Below are 20,709 nucleotides of genomic sequence, written 5' to 3' on the forward strand. Positions count from 1 at the left end.
ATTTTTGAAAATATCATAGGTGGTAAACTGGAAACATATTTTAATTTATCTTCTCTCTTTTCTTAAAACAGCATCCTTTTATTCATAATAACATCATCTTTTTTCCATTTTAATTCATTTATTATGGATTTATATAAAAAATATTGTGTGGGGAAGAATATTTTTCCTAAAAAACTGGCTTACAATCTCTTTTTATTTTTAGTTTTACAGAAAAAATGTTTGATTTTAGTACTATGTTCCATACTGAGGGCCCGGATGTTGTTTACACATGGACCATTCCTGTATTTGCTGCTATTATTTTTATAGAGATGGCCTACAGCCATTTTAATAAAGAGAAAATTTATGAAACCAAAGATGTAGCAACCAATGTTCTTTTTGCCCTGTTAAACTATGGACTGGACATTATCATGAAGGGCTTTTCTCTTTTTGTTATGATGTTTTTTTATCATCACCGCATTTTTGATTGGGAAGTTGGAATATGGTATTGGATTGCTGTATTTCTTGCCCAGGATTTCGCTTATTATGTCCACCATTATGTAGACCATCACTCACGGGTGTTCTGGGCTGTACACATTACCCATCACAATTCTGATTATTTCAATATCAGTACAGGCTTCAGAAGCCCTGTATTCCAGCCTTTGTACAGGTATTTATTTTTCTCCCCGTTAGCATTCATGGGATTCCATCCATGGCATATTTTAGTAGCGTATTCGGCCATACAAATCTATGGTACCTTTGTGCATACTCAATCTATTAAAAGCATGGGATTTTTAGAGTACATTTTGGTAACTCCTTCGCATCACCGTGTACATCATGCCTGTAATATCAAATATTTAGACCGTAATATGGGAATGGGACTGATTATCTGGGACAAAATCTTTGGGACATTTGAAAAAGAAGACCCTGAAGTTCCTGTAAAATATGGAGTATACCCAAAAATAAAGTCTAAAGACCCTGCTACTATGCTCTTTTACGAATGGAGAAGAATTGGAAAAGATATTCGCCAGCCAGGACTTTCCTTTAAAGACAGGATAAAATATCTTTTTTACTCTCCGGGCTGGAAGCACGATGGGACTGGTAAAACGGTAAAACAATACCAAAAGGAATATAACGAAAAGATAAAAAATAAGCCGTTACCTGAAAAAATAGAAGTTCCAGAACCAGAATATCAATATTCAGATCAATAAAATATTCAATGAAAAATCAATACTTTATTTAAAAAAATAACTGCCCCGGCTCTCTGAGCCGGGGCAGTTTTATAATTGCTTATAAAAATTTATTTTACAGGTTTGATAGAAACCGCGAAACCACCGCTTCTTACCATTTTAAAATTAATCTTAGACTTGCTGGTAATCTCTTTCTTGTAGATATTATAGCTTTGAGGGTTGTCGATATAATCAGCATCTTTTCCATCTTCATAGATTGTTGCTTCATATTTCTTTCCTTTATCCAGGAATGAGAAATCTACGGTATACTCACGCTTATTTTCGTCTGTAATACCACCTACAAACCAATTTTCAGTACCTTTTGCTTTTCTGGCAGTGATCACGTAATCTCCTGGCTCTGCAGATAAGATTTTAGTATCATCCCAGTCTGCAGCTACATCCTTGATAAACTGGAATGCATCCATATGCTTCTTATAGTTTTCAGGAAGGTCAGCTGCCATCTGAAGAGGCATATACATCGTCACATATAATGCTAACTGCTTAGCCAATGTAGTTTTTACAAAACGCTTATCTCCAGGGAAATAATAGTCTAATTTAGTTTGGAAAATTCCCGGAGTATAATCCATTGAACCACCCATCCATCTTGTAAAAGGAAGGACAGTCTGGTGATCAGGCTTATTTCCTCCGAAAGCCTCATATTCCGTACCACGTGCTGCTTCTGCAGAAATATAGTTTGGATAGGTACGGCTTTCACCGGTAGGACGTACAGATTCGTGAGAGTTGACCATAATCTTATACTCATTGGCTTTTTCAGCAATTCTGTAGTAATGGTTGATCGTCCATTGAGAGTAATGATGTTCTCCTCTCGGGATAATATCTCCTACATATCCTGTTTTTACTGCATCATACCCATATTTATTCATCAGCTGGAATGCTTTATCAGACCATCTTTCATAGTTGGCTGCCGAACCGGATGTTTCGTGGTGCATGATCAGCTTTATCCCCTTAGCATGAGCATAATCATTCAGCATTTTGATATCAAAATCCGGGTAAGGAGTAATGAAATCAAAAACAAAATCTTTAGAGTGTCCGAACCAGTCTTCCCAACCAATATTCCATCCTTCGATCAACAGTCCCTGGAATCCATTCTCAGCGGCAAAGTCGATGTATTCTTTAACTTTTGTATTGTTGGCAGCATGTTTTCCGTTTGGAGTCAGTTTCGAGAAATCCGTCTTATCAATATGAACATTCTCCGCTGTAGAATACGCCCACTGTGATTTTCCGATGATCATTTCCCACCAAACACCCATGTATTTTGTAGGGTGAATGTAAGAAGTATCCGTATACTTTGTAGGCTCATTAAGGTTAAAAATCATCTTAGAATCCATCACCTGTTCCGCTTTTGGAGCGACAATAATTGTTCTCCACGGTGTTGTTGACGGAGTCTGAATATACCCCTTAGCTCCCTGTCTGTCTGCTGTCAGGTGCGTTTTGAATCTGAAGTTCTGTGCATCAACTTCCAGATGGGATGCAGGGTAATCCAATACTGCAGCTTCAGCAACGTTGATATACAAAGGTTCTTTTCCTTCTCTTTTAAGCATTAAGGGTGACTGAACTGCATTTTTCACTAATGACTGTGATGCATTGGCATCGAATGCCTGATCCCACTTAGCAGGAATTTCAGAAACTTTAGTTTCCTGATATTGATATTCCTGAGAGTCATAGTCTGCAACCAACCACCAAGCTTTCATATCTGTTGGGAAATCAATTTCAGAATCCTCTTCTCTGATAACGAAATAATTAAGGTTTTTCTGTTGTGGAAATTCATATCTGAATCCCAGACCATCATTAAACAATCTGAATTTTACCACAATACTTCTATCTGTAGAAGCCTGGTTCAAAGTAACTGCCAACTCATTGTAATTGTTGATGTAGTTTTTCTTTTCCCCAAGAACCGGCTGCCACGTCTCATTTTTAGAATCTCTCTTTTCATCTACCTTTGCAAAACCGTTGTTTAAGTCGAATTTTGCATCTTCCGGTTTAGCAATTTCGGAAGCGAATTTTATGGCTGTGTCTTTAAATAATCTTAATCCTAATTTAGAATCTTCAACCACTACTCCTCCATTATAGGTAAGGTTATAGTAAGGTACTCCATTTTTCAGCTGAAAATTCATTTCAAACTTTCCATCCGGAGATTTTAAAGATTGTGCTTTCACACCTACAAACATCATGGAGAGCAACACTGCTCCAACTGTAATTTTCTTCATATTGACTATTTATTAACTTTAGTAAAAGAAAACGCTGCACAGAGCAGCGTTTTACTCAATTAATTTATATTTTATTAATATCCCGGGTTTTGAATAAGGTTAGGGTTAGCTACCATATCTCTTGCCGGAATTGGGAATAGATTTCTATAACTTTCTACTGCTTTCCCCTCTTTTACATTCCCTTTCCAAGGCCACAGGTAAGTAGCTGTTGTATATTTACCAAATCTTATAAGGTCTGATCTTCTCGTCATTTCCCAAGATAGCTCCCTTCCTCTTTCATCTAAGATAAAATCAAGATTTATAGAAGTAACATTTCCACTTGTACTCCCGTAAGCACGTTCTCTCAGCTTATTGACATAATCAATAGCCGTAGTCTGGCTACCTCCGCCACCGCCTCTAAGAACCGCTTCAGCATACATCAGGTAAATATCAGCTAAACGATACAAAGGAATATAAGCTTCTACCCAGTTATTGTGAGCACCAGGAGATCCGTTACTTTTTATATTTTTATACTTGATAAATGCATATCCATCATTAAACGAACCTAGATCATTAATTTCCAGATTCTGATTTGTTGTAAAAAAACGACCTCTTTTATCACTTCCGTTGGCAGGGAATAATCCTACAAATGATTTTGTTGCTCTCAAACCATACCAACCACCATTTATTCCGTAGTCTGCAGCTTTCATATCACCTCCTACAGCAGCATGTACCATGTAAGTGGTTCCACCGTTGGTCTGAGTGTTGATTCCGTCAAAATTTACGCTTAAAATCTGTTCAGAATTACTTATGTTGTTATCTGCTAAAAACAGGTCTTCATATTTTGGCTTTAATGAATAACCGGCTCCGATTACTTTATTACAATAAGTGATACAATCCGTATTTCTTTGAGTTCCTGTATACACTTCAGCATTCAAGTATAATCTTGCCAACAAAGCCCAGACAGCAGCTTTATCAGCTCTACCATATTCATTGGTTCTGGGATCCTTTAACTCTCCTGCAATGGCAAGTAATTCAGACTCTATATAATCAAATAAAGCCTTTCTTTCTATTCTTTTAGGTGGGTTAGCGCTACCCGGCAAATAATTTTCATCAGCAAATGGAACGTTTCCAAACATATCCAGTGCATGATAATAAGACTGTGCTCTTAAAAAACGGGCTTCAGCTCGCATCAATTTTGCCTGGATAAGATTATCTCCGGTAATATTGTTTGTACCCAGCCTTTCATCCGTAACATTTCTTAAAAACTCATTACAATAAGCAATTTCCGTATATACTCTGTAATACATCGCTGCAATGAACTCGTTGGATGCATCCCAGGTCATCTTATGCATAGTATGCAGGTTTCCATCATTCCAACCGATTACAGCTTCATCTGTGGTAACCACATTAAGTGTATATAATAATCTTGTATATTGAGAAAAGCCACCATTGATCCCATTAATATCACTATCCGGCTGATCTCCGTCACCGCTGATCTGGCCTCCCATGGCAAGGCCCCCATACAGTTTGGCCAAAACGTTTTTATAGTTGGAAAAATCTTTGTATATGTTGTTTCCAATCTGATCTGTTATTGGTTCTCTTTCCAGATCCTTTAAACATGAAGCTGCCGTTGTTAACAAAAATGCAGCTGAGATTGGTAATACTATATTCTTAAGTTTGATCTTATTAAGTCTCATCTTACTTCTTATTTAAAATTGAAAGTTAAAGCCTAAAGAATAAATTCTAGGCATCTGATAATATCCATTGTCTATCCCGCCATATACTTCAGGATCTAATCCTGAATATTTGGAAATCACAAAAACATTTTGTGCCATACCATACACTTTCAGATTACTTCCTTTTGAGAAAATTTCCCCAAAATTATATCCAATATTGATATTATCCAATCTGAAAAACGATGCATTTTCGACATAAATATCCGATCTATACTGAAAATCCGAGAACTTATAATCCGCTGCTGTCGAGAATACATTTTGCAAATATTCGTTAGTAGAAGCAGACTTCAGAGAACTGTTGGATGCAGCATTATTATATACATAATTACCCAGTACAGCTCTTGCACTAAGTGCAAAATCCCAGTTTTTATGTGATAATTTGGTAGCAAAACCTAAAATAGCATCCGGTGTGGTTGATTTGTAGTAATACATATCTTTCGTATTGATTGCTCCGTCTCCATTTCTATCCACATAGCCACCACTTATAGGGTTCCCGCTGGCATCATATGCTTGTTCATAAACCCAAAATGAGTTAGGTGCATACCCTACAGCATGAGCTTGAATTCTGTTTCCTGAACCTCCTTCAATTCCTCCTACTTCCATATTAAAGGACTCTCCTCCTCTGTCTTTCAATTTTGTGATGATTGGCTTATAATGAGTAGCATTAAAACTTACTTCCCAGGTTGTATTTTCATTTTTTACAGGGATTACCGTAACACTTCCTTCAATCCCTTCATTTTTCATATCTCCGATATTCTGCCAGCTTGCATTACTTAAACCTCCTGCCGGCTCATCTGCAAATACTAATAAATCTTTGGTATCTTTTCTAAAAAGGTCGATAGATCCTGTCACTCTGTTTTTAGCAAAACCAAAATCCAAACCTATATTCTTTGTAACCGTAGTTTCCCAGGTAAGATTCGGGTTGAAATTGGCGGGACGGAACATATAGTAGGCCTCATTGCCAAACTGATAATACGCTCCGGGGTTACTTGGGTTATAAGCACCAAGAGCCGGATAATTATTAGGTTTGTTTCCATTTATCCCAAGTGCTGGTAATTCCTGTTGTCCGGTTTTACCCCAACCTGCTCTCAGTTTCAATGTACTGATTGCTGAAATATTTTTAATGAAATTTTCTTCGTTTAGTTTCCATGCTAATGATACCCCTGGAAATACTCCCCATACATTATCTCTTGTCAGGTTATAGAATCTGGAAGAACCATCTCTACGTATAGATCCTGAAATGACATATTTATTGGCAACAGTAAAAATAGCTCTACCATAAAAAGAGATCAATGTATTTCTGCTTTCAAAATCCACGTCTTTCACATTATTACCATTACCTCTGTATGTAATAGCACCTGGGATGATAATGTTAAAATCCTGATAGGAATATCCTGCAGTAAGATCTACTCCGGTATTAATAGCGGAGATGTTTTTGGTATAGTTAAAATACGTTTCCAACAACTTATTTTTCTTTTCCATAGAATAGAAATTATCACTTCCTTTATCTTCGTAACCTATTCTATATCTTGCATCCTTTACTTTATGCCCTTCACTTTTAGTATAGTCATACCCTGCATTCACATTAAAATGTAAGTCCGGAAGGAAATGAAATTTATAATCCAGCTGAATATTCCCTAAACCTCTTGTTACAGAAGAAACATCACGAAGACCATCTATCATCCCCAGTGGATTTGAATTTGAATTCACATTATAACCATTAGGAGAACCAGAATCCAACCACTCATAATATCCACCGTAGTTAGAATTCCCGGAATATACCGGCTTTGTAGGATCAAAATAAGTAGCTGCTTTGATTACTCCTCCATCAACAAATCTATTGTCTGTGAAGGTACCTTTTGCATTTACATTTACTGATAAATGATTATCAAAAAATTTAGGATTTAAATTTAAACCTACCGAAGTTCTTCTGAATGAATTTGATCTTACAATACCATTCTGTTCATTATAACCGATAGATAAACGATACGGTAATCCTTTAATTCCTCCTGATAAGGCCACATTATTATCTGTTCCCCAAGCAGCCTGATAGATTACATCCTGCCAGTTGGTACTTGCATTTCCCAATTTCGCTTTATAGCTTGCAGGTGCGTAAGTATTCACAAAGTTTCTAAATTCATCAGCAGTTAAAACATCCACAGTTCCCATTTTTGTAGAAAGTGAAGTAACAGTTGAGAAGTTAACTTTGAATTTTCCAGCACTTCCCTTTTTGGTGGTAATCAAAATTACCCCGTTAGAAGCCCTATTTCCATAAATAGCAGTTGCAGAAGCATCTTTTAGGATATCAAATGTTTCAATATCATTAGGATTAATTAATGATAAAGGATCCGACACCCCGTTTACTCCTACAAAATCCTGAGGAACTCCATCAATAACAATCAATGGAGAATTTTCTCCTCCTAAAGAAGAGGTACCCCTGATTCTGATTTTTGTTCCGGAACCCGGAGCACCACTGTTATTGGTAATCTGTACCCCGGGTGTTTTCCCTTGGATCAGCTGTCCGGCAGAAGTTGCCCCTCCGTTGAAGTCTTTTGCAGTGACAGAAGTAATAGAACCAGTAAGATCAGATTTTTTCTGCTTTCCATACCCAATCAAAACCACTTCTTCAATCTTTTTTTCTTGAGGAATAGAATCCTTGTTCTGCGCATGCATTACTGTACTGGCCAGTAAAAAAGCAGGCGCAATTTTTAATACTGTTGTAAAGTTATTCACAATCATATTTTTTTATAGTTTCGTTTTTTCAGTCATATTTTGGCCTGAAGCCAGACTCGCAATTTATAAAAAAAATAGAATTATTATAAATTTAATATAATTTTAGTTAAAATTATGTATATTACGAAACCTATTTTAGTTAAAATTTTAAATTCCAATATTTTACAACGACTTATGCATAGCATAGTATTTATGCTAAATTAACAAATTGTTAAACATTTGTTTAACTTTATTTCATATCCACATGGAAAAAAATAAAGGTGTCAGGCATAATAACTCCACAAAGAGCGGTATTCAAGAGATAATCCTTATCTTTGCAGTCAAAACTTTACTATAAATGTCAAACAGAAAGATGATTACGGCAGCTTTGCCTTATGCAAACGGACCGGTTCATATAGGGCATTTGGCAGGTGTCTATATTCCTGCGGATGTTTACGCAAGATTTCAGAGAAGATCAGGAAAGGATGTAGCGTTTATCTGTGGATCAGATGAGCACGGAATTCCTATTACCATAAGAGCTAAAAAGGAAGGGGTTACCCCACAGGATATCGTGGATAAATATCACGAGATCATCAAAAAATCCTTTTCAGATTTAGGAATCTCTTTTGATGAATATTCAAGAACAACTTCCAAGAACCATTATGAGACCAGCCAGGATTTCTTTAAGGTTCTCTATGAAAAAGGAAAGTTTACTGAAGAAATTTCTGAGCAGTATTTTGACGAGCAGGCAGGAGAATTCCTTGCTGACCGTTATATTGTAGGAACCTGTCCCAACTGTGGTAATGAGAATGCTTATGGTGACCAGTGTGAGAAGTGTGGGTCTACCCTTTCTCCTTCAGAACTGATCAATCCGAAATCCATGCTCAGTGGAAATGTTCCTATTCTTAAAGAAACGAAGAACTGGTATCTTCCTTTAAATGAATATGAAAACTTCTTAAATGAATGGATTATTGAAGGGCACAAAGATGACTGGAAACCGAATGTATACGGACAGGTTAAGTCATGGTTAAATGACGGATTGAAACCACGTGCAATGACCAGAGATCTGAACTGGGGAGTTCCTGTTCCTCTTCCGAATGCAGAAGGAAAAGTACTTTACGTTTGGTTTGATGCTCCTATCGGGTATATTTCATTCACTAAAGAATGGGCTGAGAAAAACGGAAAAGACTGGAAGGATTACTGGCAAAGTGAAAACAGTGACTTAGTACATTTTATCGGAAAGGATAATATTGTATTCCACTGTATTATTTTCCCTTCGATGATGAAAGCTCACGGAGATTACATCATGCCGGCTAATGTTCCTGCTTTTGAATTCCTGAACCTTGAGAACGATAAGATCTCAACATCAAGAAACTGGGCGGTATGGGCTCATGAATATGTGGAAGATTTCCCTGGCCAACAGGACGTATTAAGATATGCTCTTCTTTCATCAGCTCCTGAAACAAAAGATAATAACTTTACATGGAAGGATTTCCAGACTAAGAATAATTCTGAATTGGTGGGGATCTTCGGAAACTTCATCAACAGAGTTGCTGTTCTTGTTCATAAATATTATGACGGTGTTATTCCTCAAGGAGATGTAAACAGTCCTGAATTACAGGAAATAAACAAAGCAGCAAAAGAAATTTCAGGATTCCTGGAAAATTACGAATTTAGAAATGCTTTATCTGCATTAATGAATCTTGCCCGTTTTGGAAACCAGTATCTTCAGACAGAAGAACCATGGAAAACAATTAAAGACAACCCTGAAAAGGCTGCACAGTCTTTATTTGTAGGAGCACAGATTGCTGTAGCTTTAGCTCAGTTGTGTGAACCTTTCATGCCTTTCAGCTCTGAAAAGCTATTGAATATGTTCAATGTTGAGAAGAAAACATGGAATGATATTGAAACCCAATCTGTTTTAATTGAAACCGGACACAAAATCAACGAATCCTCTCTTCTTTTCTCAAAAATTGAAGATGATGTGATTGAAGCTCAGATCCAAAAGCTGGAAGACACTAAACAAAACAATAAAAAAACAAACCCTAACGCAACCCCTATGAAAGAAGAGATCACATTTGATGACTTTACTAAAATAGACCTTAGAACAGCAACCATTTTAGAAGCTGAAAAGGTAGAAAAAGCAGATAAACTATTGAAACTTACTGTAGATACGGGAGTAGATGTAAGAACTGTTGTTTCAGGAATTGCCGAAAGCTTCACGCCGGAAGAATTGATTGGAAAACAGGTAATGATCTTACTGAACCTTGCTCCAAGAAAAATCAGAGGAATTGAATCTCAGGGAATGTTACTATTAACAACTAAACCTGATGGAAAATTATCTTTCGTAACACCGGATGACAGCAATGTCGAAAACGGTATTGAGATCGGATAATTACCCATTCACTCATATACAAAGAGGCTTTCTTCCAAGATAGCCTCTTTTTGATTCTATATGATCCGCAGTATCATTTATAAACACAGGATAAGGTAAATATTTCAATATAAAAACGTTTTTACAAATATATATGGTAAATAAAAGCGTACTGAGGAAACTCTCAGATTCCGAATTAGAAAAATATATAAAAGAAGGCAATCGTTTTGTGTCAGAAGCTGTCTCGATGGCTTTTGAGCTATTAAAAGAAAGAGGACGGGTTTTTACCGAAGAGGAAAAAGCCGCAGTTCAGGAGTTGATTCAAAGTAAAAAAAATGCAGAAGAAGCAAAGCTTACGGAAGAAAAAGAGCTTTGGAAGGATCATATTACAGAAGATCCTACTGCTATCAAACTGTATTCTAGGATGACCGTTTTTATAAGCAGTGTTATTCTGGGCACCATTCCCGGAGCTATTTTATTGTGCCTGAATTTAATAAAATTAAAAAAATATTTCCCGGCTCTCCTTACATTGATATTCGGCTTTCTTTTTTTCTTTTTGCAGGAATATGTATTTCAATCTCATTTTGACTTCACCACCACCTCACGATCCAGTCCTGAAATGGGAATTATAGTAATCGGAACATTAAGCCTGGTCGGTATCTGGGTAGCTACTATTCCCAAAAAGCTTCCTTATCAGGCAGAGTCCTATATTTTCCCTGTTATTTTATGCATTGGAACGGCAGTTCTGATGTCCTATTATTACCGGGATTGGTTTTCCATATACCCATTGCTTAAGATTCTCCGTTTATTCAGATAAAATATTGGTTTTAGCATGCGTTTTTAGAAGCTGATTCCCGCTATCCACTTTTACTCCTCGCGCCCAAGCTGAACAGGCCAAATCTGGCTGCGGGGTAACCGTTTCTATCGGGGCTAAAAAAATCATTCCGTAAGACTGGATCTTACGGAATGACAATATATATGAACATCGGCAAAATTGCTTCGTAGGCCGATGATTGCTATTTCTTGGTCAGTTTTGCCAAATAAGAATCCTCATCCTTCAGAATCCGTTCTATTTTAAATCCATTATGCTCCGCTGCATTTTTCAGGGTATTGAAATCGAGATACAGCCATGTGATCGGCTCCTCAGATTCCCCTTTATAATGAACCACATAGTCTAACTCCCCATAATATCCACCGGCAGGGATATACACACCACCATCTTCATCCCGGTCAAACATATAGAGAATATCAGTACTGTCGATCAGAATTTGCCCGTTATCATTTAATAAAGCATGTAATTTTTGAAGATAGGGATCTATTTTAGGTAGACTTTCAAAAATTCCGGTACCATTCATCAGTAATAAAACAGTATCGAAAGTTTCTCCCGAAAAATCAAGAATATTTTCACAGACAGCATTTTTGATCCCTCTCAGTTTACAAACTTCAACAGATTTAGGTGAAATATCCAGCGCCACTACCTCAAGGCCTTTTTCATTCTGAAGATACAAAGCATGAGAACCGGCCCCTGCCCCTATATCCAAAACTTTTCCTCCGGATAACTGCAGTGCCTTCTGCTCAATACCATTCATTTCTTCAAAATCTCTGAATAAGTAATCTACAGGAAGTTCATCCAGTTCAGAAATTGATGTTTCAGTCTGCAGATCTTCCGGATTGTCATTGTGATAATAATCCCAGATTGCTCTGCCCATTAAATCTTTCATGCTGCAAAGATACAAGTTAAAAATGGAGAATTAAAAGTTGAAAATTGAAAATTTGCCGTCCCAATCTCAGTAATACAACATCCGCAACACTGTCAACCGAAGGCTTTGCTTCGGTCTTTAAATGATAAAGATGAGTGGAATAATTAATATTTTAGGTTTTGGCTAAAGCCAGATGATATTTGATGGATATGGTAAGCAGACTAAAGTCCACACCTCTTGAATTTTAACAATACATCCTTATTTTTTACTTTCTCCTGTAAAAAATAAATCTTCTCTTCACCACAACCTATCACCTATTACCTACTCCATCGAATCCTTCTCCCTATGTCTGTCCGCCTGGGACTCATTTTCAGCTACTCCCGCTTTCCAGTAAGAATACGCATACAGTTCCTGGGAAGTCCAGTTTTTATCTTTTCTCAGATAAGTACGGATTTCTTTAACACTTGAAAACTCGCAGGCCACATAACCAAACTTCCGGGTTTCAGGAATTTCAATATTTTTTACCGCTTCCGGCATCTTACTGCCGGTCTGAGGTTGTGCATTATGAAGCCACTTAAAATCAATATCTGCTTGAGTTGCTAAGAGCTGCTCATCTTCTTTTCCATGAACTTCAATGATACAGACCCCTTTTGCAGTTGCCGGCAGGGTTTCTAAAATAGCACTTAAAACAGGAATTGCGGTAGCATCTCCCGCTAATAAATACCAATCGGCTTCAGGATACAGCTCTTTTCCATCCAGCCGCATCATCACTCCCAGTTTGGAACCAGCTTCCGCATCTCTCACCCACTTTGAGGCCGGACCACCGTCTCCATGATCTACAAAATCAATGATCAGCTCATTTTTATCAAGATCAATTCCTCTATGCGTATAAGTCCTGATAGCCGGAGCAATTTCCTTAGCAGGATATACCCATTGATGATTTTCATCCAGGGTTGGAAAATGAACTTCGTTTAACCCAGCCGGAGGAACTGCAATTTTATTATTATCTCCTACCACTGTGTTTTTAAACAAATGGACTTCAGGTGAATATAAATAAACCCTGATAAAATGGTCAGTGATGTATTCTTTTCTGGTCACTTCGGCAACAATCTGCCCTGTTGAAATTTTCGCCATAACTGAAATTTTTTTTAAAATTAATATCCGGTTTCCAGCTAGCGTCAGAAACCGGATGTCTAAGAAAATATCATTCAGATTAAGGCTGTATACCCTAATCTATTTTTAAAAATCAAATGTATAAGACAGGTTGAATGTTCTTCCTCTTCCTTTGTAATTAAACAGTTCAGGAAGTCCGTAAGAAGAATATAAAACCTGAGAACGCTTGCTCCAAATCGTCTGATAATCTGTATTAAACAGGTTCTGGATTCCTACATTGAATTTACCCCAGTTGAATCGGTAGCCAACCATTAAATCAGAGGTATTATATCCTTCCACTACATTATTAAGCTCGTCTTTCTGTTTGAAATTCTGCAGCGACTGGAATCTGAACGACCAGTCCTTAATAGTATATCCAATATAAGTCACTAATTTTGATGGAGAAGCGTTATAGATCTCCTGCTTTTGCCATTCTCCTTTATTATCTACCTCAGATTTAATCAAAAGTCCGCTGGCTCCGAAGTAAACCCCATTGCTTAAAGCATAGGAAACCTCAGCTTCGATTCCCATATTCCTTAATTTCAAATCATTCACCAGGATCTGAAACGTCTTTTTATCTACTGCAACACTCTTGTCAGAATTACTTAAAAACCCTGCAACCTGTGCTCTCAATCCACCTTTATTGACACGGTACCCCACTTCAAACTGATTGGTTTTGATCGCCTGTAGTGGCTGGTCTTTTACATTGATACTTGATACCACATCCCAGTTCGTCCCATTCAATTTATAGGTCCCGATGCCATAAAACTTTGCAGGATCTGCCAAACTTGCCCCCTGGGAAAATGTTCCCCAAACCTGGTGCTGTTCATTGAATTTATACAGTAATCCGGCATTCGCAAGGGTTACATTGTAAGAACTCTCCCCTCCGGGAATGGCAGATGCTGATGCTCCGTATCCCATTGCTACCTGAGTCTGCTGCTCAGAGCCCACAAAATCATCCATTTTTACAGTGATGTTCTGATAACGGACTCCTGCATTAACCTGTAACTTGGGAAGGATATTATACTTTGCCTGAACATATCCTGCATAACTCTGAGAATGGTTGGTAGGATATCTTCCTAATCTGTATTTTGTTTCATTGATCAATCCACCGCTTGACATTGTTTTAGCAATATCATAAACCGACTGATTTCCTTCAAATTTTTCAAAATCAATATCCGCTCCATAAGTAACATTCAGCCCTCTCCATGATTTTGATAATAAAGCTTTGATCCCTGAGTAGTAGGTATCCTGCTGTGAAGATGACATATAGGCTATTTTTCCGCTCTGCAATGTCACATTTCCGGGGAAAGGATAAAATCCTAATTTCTCACCACGGGTAGCCAGTTGTACATATAGGTCCTGTCCGCCAAGAATTCCGGTCCCGGTATAGGCTACGGTTCCCATATAACGTTCTGTTCCTACATTTTTATCGGAAGAAAAACCGTCTCTCATTTCCAGCAAAGAAGCATTTTTCTTTGTAAAAGCACTTAAATTTTCTCCTAAAAACAGGCTTCGGTCTCCATTAAACTTAGAGTTATAATACTGAAGGGAAGCTGTTATTTTATGTTTATTATTAAACTGGTATCCTCCTGTAGCCATGATGTCAACAGACTGGTTGTACTGAAGGTCGGTTTGGGTAATATCAGTAAAAAGCTGATGCTGGTCTGCACCATAGACTCCTCCATTTTGCTGGTAAGCAATTCCCAATCTTCCGAAGAATTTTTCTCCTTTTCCTGCAATAGACTGTGCAGCACGGAAGTCATGGTCATCTTTACCCATAAGTCCTGAACGTGCTCCCAATTCAGTTTCTCCACTGATTCCTTTTTTGGAAGGGGTTTTTGTAATAATATTGATGATACCCCCCGTTGCATTTCCTCCATAAATGGAACTTGCTCCGGAAAGCACTTCAATTCTTTCAATATTAAACGGGTCAATAGCGTCCAGCTGACGACTGATGGCACGAATACTGTTCAATGAAACTCCGTCAATCATTACCAGCGCAGAACGTCCTCTCATATTCTGTCCATAGTTAGTTCTTCCCTGTGGACCAATATCCATACTTGGAATTAGGATGGAAAGCATTTCTTTAATAGGAACCCCGCTTTTGGCCTGTTCCTGAATTTTTTCTTTCTGAACCACCCAGACTGTTCCTGGAATTTCAGAGATTTTTGTAGGTTTTCTGGAGGCTACGATCACCACATCGTCAATACCTTTAGAGGCTATAGAATCCTTAGCGGTCTGGGAAAATAATAATCCTGAAGCTAACAGACCTATGAATGCATACTGCTTTTTCATTCTTTCTACTCGAAGTTTTATAATCCTACAAATATAATTTTTATTACTTCTAAATAAAAATAACTAAAGCTGAAATTATTCATAATTTAAAAGACTATGCAGTCTGGATTTCATGTATAAAATTCATAAAAAACGTAAAATCCCAGCCTATACAGGATCCGGGATTTTACTAGTGAAAAACAAGGTTATTTTTTATACCGCAGGTCCGGCTGCGTCTTTTATTTCTTCTAATAATTTTTTTCGTTCATGAAGTCTTCTTCTTGCAATAACAGATTTTCCGCCAATTACTCTTACAAATCTCAGGTATTGGAAACGCTTGGCTCCAAAATGATGGGTAATTACATAAAACAAAACTCCGAAACCAACCATAATGATATATCCGAATATCTTTTTGGTAGCAATAATAATAGCATTCAGCTGGATAGCCTTCATATTGGCAGCTACATTCTGAGGAGTAACCGTCATTCCGTCCATATAGACGGCAAGGTCTCCTACTGCTGTAATCTGAAACCGGTATTGAAACCACGAATACAGGGTTGAAAAAATACCTACAGCCAAAAAGGTTCTCCAAACCAATACCAGCCCTATTGCGGCAAGCATTTCATCCATTTCAAGCTTATCTAAAGTATAAAACCATACTGAAATAAACAGTGAACACATTCCATAGCCTTTCAAGAACATGGGCAGATACCAATGATCATAACTAAATTCCAATACCATCGAAAAATACATAATGATGGCATATCCTATCATCCCGGCAAAACCTGAAAATATATACATCTTCAGCGGTTTTTCCTTTTTAAACCAGAAAACAGCAATAGCTCCGGCTAAGATAATTCCGGGAATCATCAGTAGACTAAGACCGGCATTCGTCACTTGGTCATATCCCAAAACTCCCACTGCAAAAGTATTCTGAAGAGAGGCTGTTCCTAAAAACATTCCCAACCAAAACAACATAAACAAACCATGCTGAACATTATTTTTGGTAAATATTTTAAATGAAAGGTAAGGCCGTTTTAAAGTTAACTGACGGATACTAAGCAGAGCAAAGCTTATAAAGGCCGCAATACTTGCATTAATGATATGTTTTGAATTCAGCCAATCCTGTTGTCTTCCGAAAGCATACACATATGCCGAAAACATAAAAGTGGATATAAACAGCAGTATACTTAGCCAGTCGATGTAGTGCAGAGGGACCTTCAGTGCAAAATACTTATTGTGCATGAAGATCCAGTGGATAAGCGCCAATGCAAAACATAAAACTGCTGTAAAGATGTAAAACTGTTGCCAGTTGTACAGAAGGGCAAACTTAGCAGCGTAATAAGCTGCTACCTGGTTCATTACCAGAACAAATGTATAAAACAATCCGTAAAACATTCCTCGGTTACCGATCATCATCATTAATGGCAGAAACAGCTCTATAGTCACCATCATTTTCATAAATCCAATCAGAAGAGAGGTAGAAACAAAAATCATGGGTTCTAAAGTAGTGGCATTCACATAGCTCAACAGCCCCAAAAGCACAAGCAGCAATACCATTTTATCTCTCACTTTGAATCTCATTTTCATTCTGAGAACAACCGGCATACACGCTCCCATCCCAATGGTAGTGGCATAATTGGCCCACATGAAATATTCTGTTAACGCGCCGGTACCGCTCACCAAATGGCTGATATTCCCGGTATACACCCCACCAAGCGGCATTACCACTGCAAGCAGTAATACAATCAGCAGCAGCTGTACGGGTTTAGGTACCCAGTCGTTATATAATCCTTTGTTGTACATGTTTTTTTTAGATAATAGATTTCAGATATCAGATAACAGACTTTTAATTCATCTTCAGTCTTCATTCAAAGCATTTGGTCTGAAATCTGACATCTTCCATCTTTTAGTCTTGATTAATATTCACATTCATGTTCATTCCTGCACTTAGTTTATCCATATCTTCTTTTTTATTGGAAGCTGTAAATTCAATTCTTACAGGGATTCTTTGCTGCACTTTAATGAAGTTTCCGGTAGAGTTATCGGTAGGTACGCTTGAATATCTTGATCCGGTGGCCGCAGACACCGCTGTCACCACTCCTTCAAACTTTTTACCCCCCAAAGCATCTGCCGACATTGTTATTTTTTCACCGATTTTAATATTAGGCATCTGACTTTCAAGGAAGTTAGCGGTAACCCACTTCTGACCGTTCAGTACAATGGTAGCTACCTGTTGTCCCGGCTGAATCAGCTGTCCTTCAGAAATCGTTCTTCTTCCCATTACCCCATCATAAGGTGCTGTGATGACCGTATATGAAAGGTTGATTTTTGCCATATCCAAAGCAGACTTCGTTCTTTTAATTTCTGCATCATTGATTCCCAATCTGCTCTTCACTTCCGTTGTAGAAAGATTCGCCGACTGCTTTTGATTGACCAATGTTTCATAAGCTGCTTTCTGGGCGTCATATTCAGTTTTTATCTGGTCATATTGCTGTCTTGTCACTGCTTCAGCGGACAGAAGATTTTTATATCGGTTTAAGTTTTGTTCGGCATTCCAAAGTCTGGCTTTGGCACCGGCAATATTGGACTCCATTACATTAATGTTGTTGGAGACTGTGTTTACAGAAGAACCTGTAGCTGTTTTCTGAGCTATTGCATTCTGATAAGCAGCTTCAGCTTGTCCCAATTGTGTCAGGATTTCACGATTGTCAAGAACCACCAGGGTATCCCCTTTCTTTACCTTTTGGTGTTCTATAAACTTAATGTCTTTGATATAGGCAGAAACCCTTGTATTGATTGGATTAATAAATTCTTCAACCTGAGCCGCTTCCGTATAGGTTTTATTCCCGATATGGAAATATTCACGGATTAACCAAAACAATCCGAAACCAATCAACATAAAAACGATGATGTTAGAAATGATTGCTCTGATTTTATTCTTTTTATTTTGCTTTTTTTTACCTTCTCCACTTGGTTTTGCAGGAGTTTGAGGTGTATTTTGAGTCGTTTGTTCCTTGTTTTCCATTGTGCTGATTTTCAGTTTAAAATTAAAGTGTTCCTGTAGATTTCAAAAGGTTATAGTACTGGTACAAAACATTGATCTCCGCATTGGCATAATCAAGTTCTGACTGCAGTTTCTGGTTCTGGGCATCAATCATTTCTGCCTGCACGGCCAATTGGTTCAGATACTTAGCTTCCGTGATTTTATAGTTCTCTTCCGCCAACCTTTTTGAATCATTCAGGATATCCGCCTGCTGAATTGCTTCCTGGTATTTTGTATAGGCTGCATTCACTCCCATGTCTATATTCTGCTCTGTCAACGTTATGACATCATCAGCCTGGTTCTTTTGCAGTTCACCTAATTTTACCTTTTCTTTTGTTTTATACAGTGTATCTATATTATAGCTAAGGGAAACACCGGTCTGCCATCCTCCGGAATACATATCCAACACAGGGTTTCTTGTGGTAATCGGCCTTTGCAGGGTATACCCCCCAAATCCAGCTATGGTAGGCATGTTATCAGTCTTTATAATTTCGATATTCTTGTCAGCTATAGCTCTGTTTTTCTGTGCTGATTTCAGCAGTGGATTACTGTCGTGAGCAAGGCTCATATAATAATCCATCCCGATTCCTGATTCTTTATTTTCAATACTTTCGGTAGGAACAATCTCAGTATCAGGTGGTAGACCTAACGCAATATTTAAATTGTAGTTAAGGATCTTTTTATTGTTGGAAAGGGTTAGAATTCCCTGGTCCAGGTTTTTAATAGCCAACTCACCACGAATCACTTCATTTCGGGTTACCATACCCTGCTGGTAGAATTTCTGGATATTTTTAAGACGTTCCTGAGCCAGCTTTTTGTTGTTTTGAAATACTTCTTGCTGATTTAGGGTTTTGTATACATCCAGATAATTTGAAATCACTAATAATTTCACATCCTGCTTGTTCTTCTCCAAGTCCAATTCTGAAAGCTGCTCCCGAAGACTGGCCATTTCAACAGACTTATTCACCAATCCTCCTTTGAAAATCAGCTGTGTCGCCTGTACCGCATACGAACTTCCGTAATGAGGCATGGGAATAGTGGTGGAATTTGAAAAATCTTTGTCAATAGCTACTGCATCTCCCAAATAGAACTGGCTTGTAGAAGCCGTAATGGTGGGCAATTTTTGAAGTTTTACAACATTGGTGTTCTGTTTGGCGATGTCAATATTCTGTGCAGAAACTTTTAACTGCTGGTGATTTCGGACTGCCAGTTCGGCAACCTCCCCGGCGGTCATCTGTTTAATCTGTTGTGAAAAAAACAGCGCAGGAAAAGCTGCTATCAAAAGAGATAGTGCTGTTTTTATTTTCTTTGTCATTTTACCTTGTTTTACGGATACAAAGTTAAAGCAATACCAAAATCAATCAAATGTTTGATTTTTGGAAAAAGATGTTCAAATGTAGGATTTTAGTTTTCAAACTGATGCCTGTATTGTTTAGGGCTTACCTCAAGATGTTTCTTAAAAAAGTGTGAAAATGAGTATTGATCACTAAATCCGAGAATAGAAGAAACCTCTGAAACCGGTTTATTAGAGGAGTTTAAAAGCACTTTTGCTTCATTAATGACAATAACAGCAATAATCTGGCTGGCGGATTTTCCTGTAATAGACTTCACGACTGACGAAAGATGTCTGGTTGTAATGGATTGCCGTTCTGCATAGAATTCTACGGTCCTTTCTGTAAGATGATACTCTGCAAGATCGGTAAGAAATACAAAAACAATCTCTTCCTGTCTGGACATCTGGTTCATAGAGTTGTTATCCTCTTTGGAGATAATTCCTGCCATCTGGTAACAGAAAACAGAAAAAAGATGTTCCACCATTTCTTTTTTGTACAGCATTTCCGTTTCAGAATCCAGAATATACTTCAGGAAATTGACGCTTTTCCAAACCACCTCCATTTCACTTTCCAGAAAAGGGACTCCTTTGTTCATCTGCTGTCTGAAGTAACGATAGGTGATCAAGCGATTGAATTTCAATGATAAAGTAGAAATAAATTCTCTTTTATAGGAAACCATTCGGGATTGGAAATCATCGCTTACCGCTACAACTTCATAAATCGTTTGTGGATCGGTTACCATAAACATATTGGATGAAAGCTCCAGGTCATTGAAATGCTGCCTAAGCTTTAGAGTTCCGGATTTAATAAAAATAAACGCCGGATTATCGGGACGGAACGGCTTGTCAACAGCAATTCTCTCAAAGATATTGCGTTGGGTAAAAATTTCAACTCCGAATTTTTCTAGGGCAGACATATCACAAATTTAAGCAAACTTATTCCCGATTACAAAATTTTATTATT

General features: G+C 37.7%; 13 protein-coding genes. 3 read left to right on the forward strand and 10 right to left on the reverse strand.

Annotated elements, in window-relative coordinates:
- Positions 1–215 precede the first annotated feature (215 nt).
- A complete protein-coding gene (locus tag DRF57_RS04670) occupies positions 216–1,187 on the forward strand; it encodes a sterol desaturase family protein (protein ID WP_047485354.1) in 972 nt (323 codons plus the stop codon).
- Between the two features lie 89 nt (positions 1,188–1,276).
- Here DRF57_RS04670 and DRF57_RS04675 read toward each other — a convergent pair whose 3' ends face one another.
- The 3 genes from DRF57_RS04675 to DRF57_RS04685 form a co-directional block, all read right to left on the reverse strand.
- A complete protein-coding gene (locus DRF57_RS04675; protein ID WP_047485356.1) occupies positions 1,277–3,433 on the reverse strand; it encodes a glycoside hydrolase family 97 protein in 2,157 nt (718 codons plus the stop codon).
- Between the two features lie 74 nt (positions 3,434–3,507).
- On the reverse strand, positions 3,508–5,112 hold the full coding sequence (locus tag DRF57_RS04680) for a RagB/SusD family nutrient uptake outer membrane protein (RefSeq protein WP_115917153.1): 1,605 nt from the start codon (positions 5,110–5,112) through the stop codon (positions 3,508–3,510).
- 12 nt (positions 5,113–5,124) lie between these two features.
- Entirely contained in the window at positions 5,125–7,884 is a 2,760-nt protein-coding gene (locus tag DRF57_RS04685; RefSeq protein ID WP_047485721.1) for a SusC/RagA family TonB-linked outer membrane protein, read from the reverse strand.
- Positions 7,885–8,221: 337 nt separating this feature from the next.
- Here DRF57_RS04685 and metG point away from each other — a divergent pair, with 337 nt between their 5' ends.
- Together metG and DRF57_RS04695 are read left to right on the forward strand one after the other, a co-directional pair.
- Positions 8,222–10,258, forward strand: a complete 2,037-nt coding sequence (gene metG, locus DRF57_RS04690; RefSeq protein WP_115917155.1) for a methionine--tRNA ligase — start codon at positions 8,222–8,224, stop codon at positions 10,256–10,258.
- 133 nt (positions 10,259–10,391) lie between these two features.
- Positions 10,392–11,054 carry a hypothetical protein gene (locus DRF57_RS04695; RefSeq protein ID WP_115917157.1) on the forward strand — a complete coding sequence of 221 codons (663 nt, stop codon included), beginning with the start codon at positions 10,392–10,394 and terminating at the stop codon, positions 11,052–11,054.
- A 199-nt stretch (positions 11,055–11,253) separates the two neighbouring features.
- Here the strand turns inward: DRF57_RS04695 and DRF57_RS04700 are convergent, their stop codons facing one another.
- The 7 genes from DRF57_RS04700 to DRF57_RS04730 form a co-directional block, all read right to left on the reverse strand.
- Entirely contained in the window at positions 11,254–11,958 is a 705-nt protein-coding gene (locus tag DRF57_RS04700) for a class I SAM-dependent methyltransferase (RefSeq protein WP_084085999.1), read from the reverse strand.
- Positions 11,959–12,258: 300 nt separating this feature from the next.
- Entirely contained in the window at positions 12,259–13,071 is an 813-nt protein-coding gene (locus DRF57_RS04705) for a siderophore-interacting protein (RefSeq protein ID WP_115917159.1), read from the reverse strand.
- 105 nt (positions 13,072–13,176) lie between these two features.
- Positions 13,177–15,387, reverse strand: a complete 2,211-nt coding sequence (locus DRF57_RS04710) for a TonB-dependent receptor (protein ID WP_115917161.1) — start codon at positions 15,385–15,387, stop codon at positions 13,177–13,179.
- A gap of 192 nt (positions 15,388–15,579) precedes the next feature.
- The gene (locus DRF57_RS04715) at positions 15,580–17,172 is read right to left on the reverse strand and encodes a hypothetical protein (RefSeq protein WP_047485367.1); all 1,593 of its coding nucleotides are present in this window, start codon (positions 17,170–17,172) and stop codon (positions 15,580–15,582) included.
- A gap of 103 nt (positions 17,173–17,275) precedes the next feature.
- The gene (locus DRF57_RS04720; RefSeq protein ID WP_047485371.1) at positions 17,276–18,394 is read right to left on the reverse strand and encodes an HlyD family secretion protein; all 1,119 of its coding nucleotides are present in this window, start codon (positions 18,392–18,394) and stop codon (positions 17,276–17,278) included.
- A gap of 22 nt (positions 18,395–18,416) precedes the next feature.
- The gene (locus DRF57_RS04725; protein WP_115917163.1) at positions 18,417–19,727 is read right to left on the reverse strand and encodes a TolC family protein; all 1,311 of its coding nucleotides are present in this window, start codon (positions 19,725–19,727) and stop codon (positions 18,417–18,419) included.
- 89 nt (positions 19,728–19,816) lie between these two features.
- Positions 19,817–20,662: a helix-turn-helix domain-containing protein gene (locus DRF57_RS04730; RefSeq protein ID WP_047485374.1), complete on the reverse strand. Its 846-nt coding sequence runs from the start codon at positions 20,660–20,662 to the stop codon at positions 19,817–19,819.
- Positions 20,663–20,709: the final 47 nt, after the last annotated feature.

It is taken from the genome of Chryseobacterium rhizosphaerae (genome assembly GCF_003385455.1).
Lineage (GTDB): Bacteria > Bacteroidota > Bacteroidia > Flavobacteriales > Weeksellaceae > Chryseobacterium > Chryseobacterium rhizosphaerae.

What these genes read in the sequence shown, in the direction of transcription:
- DRF57_RS04670 (WP_047485354.1), top strand. Translation starts at nt 216, where the DNA reads ATGTTTGATTTTAGTACTATGTTCCATACTGAGGGCCCGGATGTTGTT.
- DRF57_RS04675 (WP_047485356.1), bottom strand. Translation starts at nt 3,433, where the DNA reads ATGAAGAAAATTACAGTTGGAGCAGTGTTGCTCTCCATGATGTTTGTA.
- DRF57_RS04680 (WP_115917153.1), bottom strand. Translation starts at nt 5,112, where the DNA reads ATGAGACTTAATAAGATCAAACTTAAGAATATAGTATTACCAATCTCA.
- metG (WP_115917155.1), top strand. Translation starts at nt 8,222, where the DNA reads ATGTCAAACAGAAAGATGATTACGGCAGCTTTGCCTTATGCAAACGGA.
- DRF57_RS04695 (WP_115917157.1), top strand. Translation starts at nt 10,392, where the DNA reads ATGGTAAATAAAAGCGTACTGAGGAAACTCTCAGATTCCGAATTAGAA.
- DRF57_RS04700 (WP_084085999.1), bottom strand. Translation starts at nt 11,958, where the DNA reads ATGAAAGATTTAATGGGCAGAGCAATCTGGGATTATTATCACAATGAC.
- DRF57_RS04705 (WP_115917159.1), bottom strand. Translation starts at nt 13,071, where the DNA reads ATGGCGAAAATTTCAACAGGGCAGATTGTTGCCGAAGTGACCAGAAAA.
- DRF57_RS04710 (WP_115917161.1), bottom strand. Translation starts at nt 15,387, where the DNA reads ATGAAAAAGCAGTATGCATTCATAGGTCTGTTAGCTTCAGGATTATTA.
- DRF57_RS04715 (WP_047485367.1), bottom strand. Translation starts at nt 17,172, where the DNA reads ATGTACAACAAAGGATTATATAACGACTGGGTACCTAAACCCGTACAG.
- DRF57_RS04720 (WP_047485371.1), bottom strand. Translation starts at nt 18,394, where the DNA reads ATGGAAAACAAGGAACAAACGACTCAAAATACACCTCAAACTCCTGCA.
- DRF57_RS04725 (WP_115917163.1), bottom strand. Translation starts at nt 19,727, where the DNA reads ATGACAAAGAAAATAAAAACAGCACTATCTCTTTTGATAGCAGCTTTT.
- DRF57_RS04730 (WP_047485374.1), bottom strand. Translation starts at nt 20,662, where the DNA reads ATGTCTGCCCTAGAAAAATTCGGAGTTGAAATTTTTACCCAACGCAAT.